Raw genomic sequence first — 12,710 nt, 5'->3', positions numbered from 1 at the left:
CGGCCAGTCGCCGGCTATTGTGGCCAGCCGAGGGTGAGCCGCTCCGGCGGGGCAGCCGTCTGAACAAACATCGGACCATTAGAGTGGCCTTATGGCTGTAACTGACGAAGCAATCACGAAAATCAAGGACATGCTCATCTCCGGCGAGCTTTCAGCCGGAGACCGGCTGCCGCCGGAGAAGGAACTCAGCGAGAAGCTGGGCCTGTCCCGCAGCTCACTCCGCGAGGCCGTCAAGGCACTGGAAATTATCCGCGTCCTGGATGTGCGGCGCGGCGACGGAACCTACGTGACAAGCCTTGAGCCCAAGCTTCTCACCGAGGCAATGTCATTCATTGTCGACCTCCACCAGGACGAAACCATCCTGGACATCTTTGCGGTCCGCCGCATACTGGAGCCCGCCGCAGCCGCCATGGCAGCCGGGCGCATTACCCCGGAGCAAACCGCCGCCCTACGCGCAACCATGGAAAACATCGACGAGTCGACGAGCGTGGAGCAGTTGGTGGAACACGACCTCATTTTCCACCAGCTCATCACAGCCGCGGCCGACAACTCCTACCTGGCCAGCGTCCTGGACGCACTCTCCAGCAGCACCGTCCGCGCCCGCATCTGGCGCGGCCTCACGCAGGAGAAGGCAGTGGACAGGACACTGTCCGAGCACGCCGCCATCGTCGACGCCCTGGAGCGCGGCGACGCCGAACTGGCCAAGGCCTTGCTGACCGTGCACATCAGCGGTGTTGAGCACTGGCTCCGCCAGGCACTGTAGCCACCCAACACCAACCGCCCGCCAAGGAAGCCAAGGAATCCATGGCAGGCGGGCTTTCCTTTTAACGAACTTGCCACGCTAACTAGTTAGGAATACTATCTAGCCATGAGTTCATCACTGGAAGAACCGTGGCCTGGCGACTGGAACCGCGCCTCCCTGGGCCTCTGCGCATTACAGGCGTTGTCGGGCGGCCCCACCTACGGCTACGCCATTATCACCGCGCTCGAGCAGGCGGGCCTGGGAACCTTCAAGGGCGGCACGCTCTACCCCTTGCTGGCCCGGTTTGAAACGGCCGGCTGGGTCGACGTTGAATGGCGCCCCGGCGAGAGCGGCCCCGGCCGCAAATACTTCTCGCTCACCCCTGCCGGCCGCACCGAACTGGATCGTCAGCGCAAACAATGGCACACCTTCACCACCAGTACGACGGCGTTTCTCGCCACCGCACCCGATCGAGGAGTTTTGCAATGAGCAGGGAAGCAACGACGAACAAGCCCGCCACCAAGAAGTGGCTGGATGCGCTGACCATGGAGCTTCGCCTCAAGGATGCCTCCGGCAAGTCCATCGGAGACGCCGTGGCCACCGTTGAGGAGTTTCTAGCCGATTCCGGCCAGTCCCCGGAGGAGGCATTTGGCACGCCCCGGGAGTACGCGGCTGAATTGAGCGGCGGTGCCATCAAGCCCATCAAAAAGGACATCAAGTCAACGGTCTCCCTGAGTACCGCCAACCTGGTGGTTTTCCTCGTATTCTCGGCAGCCCTGTCCCCGTGGCTCGAGGGCGCACAGCTGCTGTTGGGCGGCTGGCAGCTAACAACTGTGGTCTTCCTTGCGGCCCTCGTGCTCGCCCTGCCGTTGTACTTGTCGTTTCTGCTCCGGCACTTCTGGGCGCTGATTGCCGTGCCTGTTGTGGGCGGGGCCGCCGGGGTGCTCTCGGCAATGCTGACACCAAAGGTTGCCGGCGATGCGTTCCTGAGCCTTCCGCCCGGTCCGGTCCTGGTCATCAGCGCCGGTTTGATGGTCGCCCTGTCACTGGCCGGCACGGTCACAGCCCTGAGCGAGGCGCCGGACCCGGTGGTCAGCCCACTGGAAACCGCCCCGCCCATGTCGGCGAAGGACCGATGGCTCGAGATCCTCACCCGCTGGCTGTTTCCGGTCTTCGCTCTCGTCCTGCTCGGCCTCACCGGCGTGATTCACGCCGTCGCCCCTTAAAGCCAAGTAGCCCGCAATTGTGGTTGTAAAACACGCGAAAACACGCTGTTTTACAACCACAACTGCGGGCCAGTTGCCGGAGAGGCTACTCGTACAGGTTCGCGGCGATGTCGGGGTCGGCGATGTTGTCCTTGTCGTACCAGTAGAAGCCGGTGTCGATGACCTTCTCCACCTTTTCACCCTTGATCGCGGCGACCGCGGCCTTGACCGTTTCGTAGCCAATGCCGACGGGGTTCTGGGTCACGGCCCCGGCCATGAGACCGTCCTTGATGGCGTCCATCTGCGCCTTGCCGGAGTCGAAGCCGACGATGACCAGTTTGCCGGTCTTGCCAGTTTCCTTGACCGCATTGACGACGCCGATCGCGGCACCCTCGTTGGTGCCGTACATGCCGGCCAGGTTTGGATACGCGGTCATCATGGACTTGGCGGCGTCGGTGGACTTGGCCTGGTCACCGTCCGCGTACTGGATGTCAACGATCTTGATGTCCGGAGCGTTGGCCTTCAGGTAGTCAACGAAGCCGTCGCGGCGGTCCGTGCCCGAGGTGGCGGTCTGGGAATGGCCGACAACGGCGATTTCACCCTTGTTGCCCAGCAGCTCTGCCATGTGCTTCGCGGCTTCCGCGGCGGCGGCCTTGTTGTCCGTCGAGGCCGTGGCAATCGGGATGTCGGAGTCAACGCCGGAGTCGAACGCAATCACGGGGATGTTCTTGCCCTTGGCATCCTGCAGCACGCCTTCGGCCGCCTTGGAGTCCAAGGCGGCCAGTGCCAGGGCCTGCGGGTTCTTGGCCATGGCGTTGTTCAGCTGGTCCATTTGCTGCTGGACGTTGGTTTCCTTGTCGGGACCCTCGAAGGAGATCTCGACGTCGAATTCCTTGGCCGCCTTTTCGGCCCCCTGCTTCACCGACTGCCAGAACTGGTGCTGGAAGCCCTTGGAGACGATGGCGATGTAGGTCTTGCCGCCGCCGCCGGCAGCGGGTGCGTCGGCGGGGGTGTCACAGGCCGCAAGCCCAAGGGACACGGCAGCCACCGAGGCCAGGGCGAGAAATTTTCTTCTTTGCATGGGTCTAACTCCTTTGTATAAACACGTTGGCAATTCAAATGCTGCGGGGAAATCTAGTTGGCGGCCTTCTTGCGGCGCACCATGTCCAGGTACACGGCCAGCAGGATCACCACGCCGACGGCAACCTGCTGCCATTCCTGCGGGATCGACATGATGGAGAGGCCGTTGGTCAGCACCGACATGATCAACGCACCGATGACGGTGCCGATGATGGATCCCTTGCCGCCGGCCAGCGACGTTCCGCCAATGACGACGGCGGCAATCGCCTGAAGTTCCAGGCCCGCCCCTCCTGCGGGTTGGGCCGAGTTGAGACGGGCCGTGGCTATGACGCCGGCCAGGCCTGTGAAGCAGCCGGCGACGGTGTAGATCAGGACCGTCCACTTGGTGACGTTGACGCCGGAGAGCGCAGTGGCCTGCATGTTACTGCCGATCGAGTAGGTGTAACGGCCCAGGATGGTCTTCGACAGCAGCAGCCCGGCAATGATCGCTGCGGCGAAGAGGATGAACACAGCGTTGGGGATGACCAGGCCGGGGATTGACTTGCCCAGGGCGAAGATCTTCTGGAAGCCGGCAATTTCGTTGGTGTAAACCGGCTTCGTGCCGGAGATGACCAGGGCCAGGCCTGCGGCAACCATCATCATGGCCAGCGTGGCAATGAAGGACGGGATCTTCATGACGGCCACCAGGAAGCCATTGACACCACCCATCAAGGCGCCGAACAGCACCCCGCACAGCACACCCACGATCATGGGCATGCCCATCTGGGTCATGAAGACGGCCGTCATGACCGAGCACAGGGTCATGCCCGTGCCGATGGACAAGTCGATGCCGCCGGTGATGATGACGAACGTGGTGCCCAGCGCCAGCAGGCCGGTCACGACCGTCGAAAGCAGAATGTTGGAGAGGTTGGCGGCCTGGTAAAAGTTGGAGCTGGCCACGGAGAAGAACAGCACCAACGCCAACAAGCTGGCAAAGGCCAGCAACTGTTGAAAGCTCGCCCGGAGCCGGGTGCTGAATTCCGATTTTTTGTTGCTGGCAAGTGTGGCGGCTTGCGCAGCTTCCTTTGTCAGGGTCATCGTCTTTGCCGTCCTTTCTTACGTCGTGGAGCGCTGCGCGCTGGATGTTGGGAGCGGTGTCAGGACGGCACCGTCAAGATTTTGGGTTGCCAGTTCCATGATGTTTTCCTGGTTCGCTTCCGCGTTGCTGAGGAATCCGGTGAGGCGGCCCTCGCTCATCACCGCTATGCGGTGGGACAGCCGCAGGACTTCAGGCAGTTCCGAGGAAATCATGATGATGGATTTGCCCTGGGCGACCAGATCGTTCAGGAGTGCATAAATTTCCTCCTTGGCGCCCACATCGATGCCCCTGGTCGGTTCGTCAAAAATCAAGATGTCGCAGTCCTTGACCAACCATTTGGCAATGACAATTTTTTGCTGATTTCCGCCGGACAGGTTTTTGGCGGCCTGTCCGCTGGACGGGGTCTTGATGCGCAGCTTGTCAATGTAGTTTGTGGCCGTCGACTTCATGGCCTTGTCGTTGATTACGCCCATGCGGCTGAACATCTTCAGCGAACTCAAGGCAATGTTGTCCTTGACGTCGCGCTCAAGCAGCAGGCCCAGATGCTTGCGATCCTCGGAAAGGTAGCCCAGGCCAAGTGCGGCCGCCACGGCCGGGTTGCCGATGGTGACCGGCTCACCGTTCAGCTCGATCGTGCCTGCCGAGATGCGGTCGGCGCCGACAATGGCGCGGGCGATTTCGGTCCGCCCCGCACCCATGAGCCCGGCAAATCCCAGGATCTCGCCCTTGTGCAGCTCAAAGTTGATGTCACGCAGGAAGTCCTTGGTCTGCAGGCCCGCCACCTTCAGGACCACCTCGTCCGACGGCGCATGGGTCGCCGGCCGCTGGTTGCCGGAGATTTCCCGGCCAACCATCAAGTTGATGACCTCCCGCATGGAGGTGCTGGCGGTGTCCACCGTTTCGATGTACTCCCCATCGCGAATCACCGTGATGCGGTTGGAAATGGCCTTGAGCTCGTCCATGCGGTGCGAGATGTAGATGACACCGGTTTTTTCATTCGTGAAGTTGCGGATCAAGTTGTGCAGCGTGGCCACTTCGGCATCGTTGAGGGCTGCCGTGGGCTCATCCATGATCAAAATGCGTGATTTATAGGAAAGCGCCTTCGCGATTTCCACCATCTGCTGCTTGGCAACTGTCAGATCGCCTACCCGGGCTCTTGGATCAAGGTCAATGTTGATCTGGTCGAAGAGCAGCCGGGCCCTGCGGTTCAGCGCCCGCTCACTCAAAAAGACGCCGCCCATCCGGGGTTCGCGGCCAATGTAAATGTTCTGGGCCACCGTCAGGTCCTGCATCAGGTTGAATTCCTGGTGGATGATGCTGATGCCCAGTTCCTGCGCGTGCCGGGTGCCGGCGATGACAACGTCCTCGCCGTCAATTTCAAAGGTGCCGGAATCCGGGACGTAAATGCCGGAGAGCAGCTTCATGAGGGTTGACTTGCCGGCACCGTTCTCGCCGACAAGCGCCAGCACCTCACCGTGATCAAGGTCCAGCTGCATCCCGGACAATGCCTTGACACCGGGAAAGCTCTTGTTCACCCCGGATATCCGCAGAAGTTTCTTGCTCATAGTGTCCTTTCATGCCTCGCAAATCATGGCTGACATCAGATCTCTTTCAAGATCGAGTCCGGTTGACCGAGACTGGACCCAAAAAGTATGTTATGCATCCCTATCCCAGCACCTAAAGGAATTGCGAGAGGATACAACTTCCACCATGCTATGTTACCTGCGCCACAAATGCTTCCCCTTTGAGAAAATACATCCGATGTCTACGAAATAGTTATCGCCCGTACGTTCGGTGGCTTGTCGCTGCCCAGATGGCATGGGCTTCAGCCGGGCTCAACGCGTCAATGAGCGTTGCCATGACATCGACTGTGCACTGGTAACTGCCGCCAAGCAGGCTCACCGGCCAATCACCGCCAAACATAAGCCGCTGCGGACCAAAGGCGTCCAACGCAATGTCCCAGACCCGACCCAGGGCCGGCGCGGAAAACTCGGCCCCGGCGCAATGCAGCCCCGACAGCTTGGCCACCGTGTTGGGATGGGCGGCGACGGCCCGAAACTGCCGCTCCCATGCCGCCATCTGCCCGGATGTTCCGGCTCGTGGGGGCTTGCCCAAGTGGTCGAGGACGATTGTCAGCTCCGGGAGTTCTCCGGCCAGCTGTGCCACCTGGCCCAGATGACGGGGAAACGCGTCCGGCACGTCAAAGGGCAGTCCGGCCATTGCCACCAGGGCCAGGGACTCGCGTACAGCCGGAAGTGCCAGGACCTCGGCGCGCGGGTCGTCGTGGACCAAGGTGCGGACGCCACAAAGTGCCGGCTGGCCGGCCCAGGAATCCAACACGGCGGCAGCGGCGGCCGGGTCTTCCAACGGCAGCCAGCCCACCACACCCACGATCCAGTCGTGGGCGGCAGCCGCCAACAGCATTGCCTCGGTGTCGGCAGCAGTGTCATCGGCCTGCACAAGAATTGCCTGGCCAACACCCGCACCAAACAGGGCCTTCTGCGCCTGCCCGGCCGTGAAGGTGTTGTGCAGCAACCCGTGCTTCGGAGTCAGCCAGGAATACTGCCCGGACGCCAGCTGCCACAGGTGGAGGTGCGAGTCGACGCGGTCGGCGGACGCCCCCAAGGTGCCGCCGGCAGCGGAAGCCGCCCGTCCGGCGTCGTCCGCGGGCTCAGACATTGACGAGATCCGCCGCCAGCAGGCCGCGGGAAACGAGGGCGGCCCACAGCTCCGCTGGTATGCGTGCAGCCATGCGGGCGGCGGTTTGTGCAATCTGCCCCGGGTTGGAGGCCCCCACGACCACGCTCACCACGGACGCATGGGCGGCAGCAAACTGCAGCGCCGCAGCCGGCAGTTCAACATCAAATTCGTCGCAGCAGGCGGCAAGGGCCCTGGCCCGGGCCAGGATGTCGGCAGGAGCCGGAGCATAGTTGTAGTTCGCCGCATCGGGGACCACGGGACGGGCCAGCAGTCCGGAGTTGTACACGCCAACGTTGACAATGCCAACGCCGCGTTCAAGACACAGCGGCATGAGGTCTGCGGCCGCGGGCTGTTCCAGCAGCGAGTAGCGCCCGGCCAGCATGATCACGTCAAGGTCGGCCGCGAGCACGCAGTCACGGAGTGCGTCGGCGGAGTTGGCGCCAACACCGATGGCCGTGATCAGGCCCTCGGCGCGCAGCTTCTCCAGGGCGGGCAGTGCTTCGTTGATGCCGGCTTCGAGGTCGTAGACGTCCGGGTCGTGCAGGTAGGCGATGTCGATTCGGTCCAGCCCGGTGCGTTCCAGGGAGTCCTCGATGCTGCGGCGGATGCCGGCCTCGGAAGGGTCCCAGCGCCGCACCACGTCGGCCGGGACGTCAAAGCCCTGCGCGTCCCGGGCCCCGGTGGGGTTGTCCGCGGGTTCCAGGATGCGCCCCACCTTGGTGGAGATGACAAATTCATCCCGCGGCTTGGTGGTCAGGAACGCGCCCACTCGGCGTTCGGACAAGCCGAGTCCGTAGTGCGGGGCCGTGTCAAAGTAGCGCAGGCCCGCGTCCCAGCCGGCCGCGATGGTGGCGGCAGCAACGTCGTCGTTCATGGCCTTGTAGAGGTTTCCGAGGCCTGCCGCGCCAAAGCCAAGGCGGCCCAATTTCGGCACTGTCACGGCAGCTCCCACACCTTCGCCAGGCCCATGTCATCGCCCGAATAGTCGTCCTCAACGTCCAGCAGCCCGCTCATGACGGCCTGCCACTCAATGTTGACAGGATTCGTGGCCAGTTCCTTGCGCATCGCCTGATAATCGGCCACCTCCACGACATGAAAAAGGTCCCGGCCGCTGCGCCAAATGTTCCAGCCGGTGACGCCGGCGCCGCGCAGGGCCGCGTCGAGGTCGTCGCTGATGCGGGCGTGGACGCGGTCGTACTCGGCTTCCTTGCCGGGCTTGAGCCGCGTGTGCAGGGCAATCTTCTGGGTCATGTCAGTCCCTTTCGGCAGTGGCTGCCTGGTCAGTGGGGTGCGTGTTCAGGAAGAGTTCGACGACGGGCACCCTCACCGTGGGCCGTTGGACGGGCAGCTTCAGCGTCAGCGTACCGGGCGCCTGGCCCGCGGGGGTCATGTGCCCGGCAGCCTGGTCCGAGTCAAGGACCATCATGGCAACCTCGGAGGCGTCGTTGAGCAGCTGGGCGTAGCGCACCTTTCCGGCGAGGCCGGGCAGGTGGATGAACTGGAACGGCCACGCGAACAGGTGCAGGTAGAGGCGGTCGCCGCGCAGGGTGTAGCGGGCGTCCACCGGGGCCTCCAGGCCGGAGGCCCCGGCACCGTAAATGGAACGGCCGTGCAGGCGCAGCCATTCGCCGATGCCTTCCAGGGCCTCATGGGCGCGCGGATCGATGTTGCCGCGGGCGGTGGGGCCCACGTTCAGGAGCAGGTTCCCGCCCTTGGAGACACCGTCAATGAGCATCCGGACCAGCTGCTCGGGCGACTTGTAGTCCAGGTTGTCCCGGTCATAGCCCCAGCTGCCGTTGAGGGTCTGGCAGGCTTCCCACGGAACTTCCTTCCCGCCGCTGAGCATGGCCCCGGCGGGCTGGTACTGCTCCGGAGTGACAAAGTCGCCCGGCACATCGAGCCGGTCGTTCACGATAATCCCGGGCTGCAGCTCCCGGATCATCGTCATCAGCTCAACGGAACCCCAATCGTCGGCGCCCTTGCCGCGGAACTTGGGTTCGCCGTCGTCCGTCTTGGTGGACATCTCGGGGTAGGAGAAGTCAAAGAAGAGGTAGTCGATCTGCCCGTAGTTGCTCAGCAGCTCGCGGACCTGACCATGCAGGTACTCGCGGTACGTGGCGCCGGTGCGGGTCTTGTTGAGCGCGGCCCAGTTCGGGTTGTTGCGCTCGGGGTGGACGGCGTCGATGGCGAAATCGGGATGGTGCCAGTCGATGGCGGAGTGGTAAAAACCGACCTTCAGCCCGGCCTCCCGCAGCGCCTCGACGTACGGGGTGAGCAGGTCCCGCCCGCACGGAGTGTTTGTGGACTTGTACTCCGTGAGGGCGGAATCCCACAGCACGAACCCGTCGTGGTGCTTGGTGGTCAGCACCACGTACTTCATTCCCGCATTCTTGGCGGCCTTGGCCCACTCACGCGGATCGTAGAGATCAGGGTCAAAGTGCTCGAAGTACTTGCGGTATTCCTCCACCGCGATTTCTTCGTAGTTCATGACCCATTCATGCCGGGCGGCGAGCGAATACAGCCCCCAGTGCACAAACATGCCCAGCCGGTCCTCGGTGAACCAAGGGGCGTGCGGGATGACAACTTGTGCGGGGGCGCCCTGGTCCGTCATGGGTCTAGACCAGTTCCTTCGCGTCGGCGGCTGCGGTTCCGGCGGCCGCGGCGGCGTCTCGGGCCGCATCCGCGACCCAGAACGCGCCGTCGGGGAACGTGAACTCGGCGATCGAGGCTGCGTGCATTTCGCTGCCACCACCGGGGGCAGCGGGCGGCCAGTAACAGCCGTCACGGACATCGATGGGAGTGGTGAAGTGCTCGTGGAGGTGGTCCACGAACTCGATCATGCGGTCGTTCTTTTTGCCCGACACTGCCACGAAATCAAACATCGACAGGTGCTGGACCGCTTCGCACAGGCCAACCCCGCCGGCGTGCGGGCAGACCCTGACACCGAACTTGGCGGCCAGCAGGAGGATGGCGACATTTTCGTTCACGCCGGCAACCCGGGCCGCATCGATCTGGAGCACCTGAAGTGCGTCGGCCTGCAGCATCTGCTTGAAAACCACACGGTTCTGCACGTGCTCGCCGGTGGCCACCGGGATCGGCGCCACGCCGCGGGCAATGGCTGCGTGGCCCAAAATGTCATCCGGGCTGGTGGGCTCCTCAATCCAGGCAATGTCGAACGGCGCAAGCTCTTTCATCCACTCGATGGCCTCCGCCACGTCCCAGCGCTGGTTGGCGTCCACGGCAATTTTAATGTCAGGCCCGACGGCGGCACGGGCCGTCCGCAGTCGGCGCACGTCATCGCCGAGGTCGGCGCCCACCTTGAGCTTGATCTGCTTGAAGCCGGCGGCAACGGCTTCGTGGGCCAGACGGGTCAGCTTCTCATCCGAGTACCCCAACCAGCCAGGTGTGGTGGTGTAACCCGGGTAGCCCTCGGCCAACAGGGTGGCGGTGCGCTCGTCGCGGCCGGCTTCCGCATTGCGCAGGATCTCCAGTGCCTCGGCACGCGTCAGGGCGTCGCTCAGGTAGCGGAAGTCAACGAGGTCGACCAGCTGCTCGGGGCTCATCCGGGCCAGCAGCTGCCACAGCGGCAGGCCTGCGCGCTTGGACTTGAGGTCCCACAGTGCATTCACCACGGCCCCTATGGCCATGTGCATGACGCCCTTTTCCGGTCCGAGCCAGCGCAATTGGGAATCGTGCGCCAGCTCCTTCCAGGTGGCGCCCATGTTATCGAGCAGTTCCTCGGCGCTGCGGCCCAGCAGGTACGGGGTGAGCGCCTTGATGGCAGCAGTTTCAACGTCGTTGCCACGGCCGATCGTGAACACGAAACCGTGCCCCTCATGCCCGTCCCCGCTGTCCGTCACAATCCGCAGATAGGCCGCCGAGTAGTCGGGATCCGGGTTCATGGCGTCCGAGCCATCGAGGTCACGGGACGTAGGAAACCGTACGTCGCTGGTCTCCACGGCGATGATTGTACTCACGGGCTGCTCCCTGCAGAAGAGGTAAAAGTGCTGAAAAGTTAGCTCAAGCTAAACATCCGATGTTTCGCATGTCAATATGAGACATAATGCGAAAATCGCTGCATAGTGTGGGTAAAGTAAGCCTAAAGCTCAGATGTTACGCTCCTGCAAGGGGCCGCCAACAACAAGAACCGCCCAAATTGCGGTTGCAGAGGACAGAATTCCATGAAGATTGCACGTCTTGGCGGGCAGGGCCGGGAAATTCCCGTGGTCATTGCCGCCGACTCCGCCGGAACCGAGCAACACTACGACGCCCGCCCGGTAACCGACACCATCGACGGCGCGTTCCTGGCCGGCGGTGGCGTGGCCGCCCTGCGCACCGCGTTGGAAAACGGGACGCTGCCGGTGCTGGAAAATGCTGCCGCCCTGCGCATCGGCTCCCCCATCGCCCGGCCCAACAATGTCATCTGCATCGGCATGAACTATGCCGCGCACGCCGCCGAGTCCGGCGCCCTGCCGCCGACGATTCCGGTGGTTTTCCTGAAGCCCAACAACACCGTGGCCGGCCCCTTTGACGCTGCACCGATCCCGCCGCTGGCTGCCAAGTACGACTGGGAGGTGGAGCTGGGCGTCGTCATCGGCAGCGAAGTCAGCTACCTCTCAACCCTGGAGGAAGCTGCCGGCGCCGTGGCCGGCTACGTCATCGCCAACGATCTCTCCGAGCGCGACTACCAGATCCCCGGTGCCGCGGGCCAGTGGACCAAGGGCAAGTCCCTGCCGAAGTCCACGCCGCTGGGCCCGTGGTTCGTGCCGGCAGCCGAGGTGGACGCGAACAGCCTGCAGCTCAAAAGCTGGGTCAACGGCGAACCCCGGCAGGACTCCAACACGGCAGATCTGATCTTTGACGTCCCCACGGTCATTCACCACCTGAGCCAGTACATGGTGCTGGAACCGGGCGACGTGGTCCTGACCGGCACCCCCGAAGGCGTCGCCCTCTCGGGGCGCTTCCCCTACATCCAGGACGGCGACGTCGTCGAACTTGAAATCGACGGCCTTGGCCGCCAGCGCCAGGAATTCTTCCGCGCCGGCACCAAAACTGCCGACAGCAACATCCAGGAGGCCTGAATGAGCCAGGAACTGTCCACCCTCACAGCCGTTGTCACCGGCGGCGCATCAGGCATCGGCGCCGCGATTGCCGCGAAGCTCCAGGCCATGGGCGCGCAGGTCGCCGTCCTTGACCTGAACCCCGCGGATCTCCCCGCAGGCCAGCTGGGCTTTGCCTGCGACGTGTCCGACGACGTCTCCGTCACCGCGGCGATCGACGGCACCGTGGCGGCCTTCGGCGGTGTGGACATTGTTGTCAACAACGCGGGCATTGGCGCGATCGGCTCCGTGGAAGACAACGACGACGCCGAATGGGCCCGCGTCTGGAACATCAACGTCGTCGGCATGGTCCGGGTGTCCCGCGCCGCACTGCCGCACCTGCGCGAGTCCACCAGTGCCGCGATTGTGAACATCTGCTCCATTGCGGCCACGGCCGGACTGCCCCAGCGCGCCCTGTACTCGGCCACGAAGGGCGCGGTCCTGTCGCTGACCCAGGCCATGGCTGCCGACCACCTGCGTGAAGGCGTGCGCGTCAACTGCGTCAACCCCGGCACGGCAGACACCCCCTGGGTTGGCCGGCTGCTGTCCCAGGCGGACGACCCTGCCGCCGAACGCGCAGCGCTGAACGCCCGCCAGCCGCACGGGCGCCTGGTCACGGCCGACGAAGTTGCCGGCGCCGTGGTCTACCTGGCCAGCCCGCTTTCGGGCTCCACCTCGGGCACCTCGATCGCGGTTGACGGCGGCATGCAGGCCCTGCGCCTGCGCCCCGTCGGGTAGCACCCAGCAACAAGAAGTGGCCCGCAGTTGTGGTTGTAAAACACCGTGAAATCACGTGTTTTACAACC

General features: G+C 63.7%; 13 protein-coding genes. 5 read left to right on the top strand and 8 right to left on the bottom strand.

Going from position 1 to position 12,710, the window contains the following annotated elements; translation table 11 throughout:
* Positions 1-91 precede the first annotated feature (91 nt).
* The 3 genes from ACT3TS_RS16900 (at position 92) to ACT3TS_RS16890 (ending at position 1,968) form a co-directional block, all read left to right on the top strand.
* Positions 92-763, top strand: a complete 672-nt coding sequence (locus ACT3TS_RS16900; protein WP_444532691.1) for a FadR/GntR family transcriptional regulator — start codon at positions 92-94, stop codon at positions 761-763.
* A 105-nt stretch (positions 764-868) separates the two neighbouring features.
* Complete coding sequence (locus ACT3TS_RS16895) at positions 869-1,231, top strand: PadR family transcriptional regulator (protein ID WP_444532690.1); 363 nt, start codon at positions 869-871, stop codon at positions 1,229-1,231.
* On the top strand, positions 1,228-1,968 hold the full coding sequence (locus ACT3TS_RS16890) for a hypothetical protein (RefSeq protein WP_444532689.1): 741 nt from the start codon (positions 1,228-1,230) through the stop codon (positions 1,966-1,968). The genes ACT3TS_RS16895 and ACT3TS_RS16890 overlap by 4 nt, the downstream gene beginning before the upstream one ends.
* An 85-nt stretch (positions 1,969-2,053) precedes the next feature.
* Here the strand turns inward: ACT3TS_RS16890 and ACT3TS_RS16885 are convergent, their stop codons facing one another.
* From ACT3TS_RS16885 to ACT3TS_RS16850, 8 genes are all read right to left on the bottom strand, one after another.
* On the bottom strand, positions 2,054-3,028 hold the full coding sequence (locus ACT3TS_RS16885) for an ABC transporter substrate-binding protein (RefSeq protein WP_444532688.1): 975 nt from the start codon (positions 3,026-3,028) through the stop codon (positions 2,054-2,056).
* 53 nt (positions 3,029-3,081) lie between these two features.
* Positions 3,082-4,104: an ABC transporter permease gene (locus ACT3TS_RS16880; protein ID WP_444532687.1), complete on the bottom strand. Its 1,023-nt coding sequence runs from the start codon at positions 4,102-4,104 to the stop codon at positions 3,082-3,084.
* 18 nt (positions 4,105-4,122) lie between these two features.
* On the bottom strand, positions 4,123-5,670 hold the full coding sequence (locus tag ACT3TS_RS16875; RefSeq protein ID WP_444532686.1) for a sugar ABC transporter ATP-binding protein: 1,548 nt from the start codon (positions 5,668-5,670) through the stop codon (positions 4,123-4,125).
* Between the two features lie 211 nt (positions 5,671-5,881).
* Positions 5,882-6,784, bottom strand: coding sequence for an amidohydrolase family protein (locus ACT3TS_RS16870; protein ID WP_444532685.1), 903 nt, complete (start codon positions 6,782-6,784; stop codon positions 5,882-5,884).
* Entirely contained in the window at positions 6,777-7,745 is a 969-nt protein-coding gene (locus ACT3TS_RS16865) for an aldo/keto reductase (protein WP_444532684.1), read from the bottom strand. The genes ACT3TS_RS16870 and ACT3TS_RS16865 overlap by 8 nt, the downstream gene beginning before the upstream one ends.
* Positions 7,742-8,056, bottom strand: coding sequence for an L-rhamnose mutarotase (locus tag ACT3TS_RS16860; RefSeq protein ID WP_444532683.1), 315 nt, complete (start codon positions 8,054-8,056; stop codon positions 7,742-7,744). Before ACT3TS_RS16860 ends, ACT3TS_RS16865 begins: the two co-directional genes overlap by 4 nt.
* A gap of 1 nt (position 8,057) precedes the next feature.
* Positions 8,058-9,416 (bottom strand): alpha-L-fucosidase, encoded by a 1,359-nt coding sequence (locus ACT3TS_RS16855; RefSeq protein WP_444532682.1) that lies wholly within the window; start codon positions 9,414-9,416, stop codon positions 8,058-8,060.
* 4 nt (positions 9,417-9,420) lie between these two features.
* Positions 9,421-10,782: an L-fuconate dehydratase gene (locus ACT3TS_RS16850; protein ID WP_444532681.1), complete on the bottom strand. Its 1,362-nt coding sequence runs from the start codon at positions 10,780-10,782 to the stop codon at positions 9,421-9,423.
* Between the two features lie 204 nt (positions 10,783-10,986).
* On the opposite strand from ACT3TS_RS16850, the gene ACT3TS_RS16845 reads away from it, so the two are divergent.
* Positions 10,987-11,886 carry a fumarylacetoacetate hydrolase family protein gene (locus ACT3TS_RS16845; RefSeq protein ID WP_444532680.1) on the top strand — a complete coding sequence of 300 codons (900 nt, stop codon included), beginning with the start codon at positions 10,987-10,989 and terminating at the stop codon, positions 11,884-11,886.
* Entirely contained in the window at positions 11,887-12,642 is a 756-nt protein-coding gene (locus tag ACT3TS_RS16840; protein ID WP_444532679.1) for an SDR family NAD(P)-dependent oxidoreductase, read from the top strand.
* Positions 12,643-12,710: the final 68 nt, after the last annotated feature.

The organism is Specibacter sp. AOP5-B1-6 (genome assembly GCF_052376555.1).
GTDB lineage: Bacteria > Actinomycetota > Actinomycetes > Actinomycetales > Micrococcaceae > Specibacter.
This window is presented reverse-complemented; position numbering and strand designations above follow the sequence as displayed.

Excerpts from the sequence above, each read along its gene's own strand:
- ACT3TS_RS16900 (WP_444532691.1), top strand. The coding sequence starts at position 92 with ATGGCTGTAACTGACGAAGCAATCACGAAAATCAAGGACATGCTCATC.
- ACT3TS_RS16895 (WP_444532690.1), top strand. The coding sequence starts at position 869 with ATGAGTTCATCACTGGAAGAACCGTGGCCTGGCGACTGGAACCGCGCC.
- ACT3TS_RS16890 (WP_444532689.1), top strand. The coding sequence starts at position 1,228 with ATGAGCAGGGAAGCAACGACGAACAAGCCCGCCACCAAGAAGTGGCTG.
- ACT3TS_RS16885 (WP_444532688.1), bottom strand. The coding sequence starts at position 3,028 with ATGCAAAGAAGAAAATTTCTCGCCCTGGCCTCGGTGGCTGCCGTGTCC.
- ACT3TS_RS16880 (WP_444532687.1), bottom strand. The coding sequence starts at position 4,104 with ATGACCCTGACAAAGGAAGCTGCGCAAGCCGCCACACTTGCCAGCAAC.
- ACT3TS_RS16875 (WP_444532686.1), bottom strand. The coding sequence starts at position 5,670 with ATGAGCAAGAAACTTCTGCGGATATCCGGGGTGAACAAGAGCTTTCCC.
- ACT3TS_RS16870 (WP_444532685.1), bottom strand. The coding sequence starts at position 6,784 with ATGTCTGAGCCCGCGGACGACGCCGGACGGGCGGCTTCCGCTGCCGGC.
- ACT3TS_RS16860 (WP_444532683.1), bottom strand. The coding sequence starts at position 8,056 with ATGACCCAGAAGATTGCCCTGCACACGCGGCTCAAGCCCGGCAAGGAA.
- ACT3TS_RS16855 (WP_444532682.1), bottom strand. The coding sequence starts at position 9,416 with ATGACGGACCAGGGCGCCCCCGCACAAGTTGTCATCCCGCACGCCCCT.
- ACT3TS_RS16845 (WP_444532680.1), top strand. The coding sequence starts at position 10,987 with ATGAAGATTGCACGTCTTGGCGGGCAGGGCCGGGAAATTCCCGTGGTC.
- ACT3TS_RS16840 (WP_444532679.1), top strand. The coding sequence starts at position 11,887 with ATGAGCCAGGAACTGTCCACCCTCACAGCCGTTGTCACCGGCGGCGCA.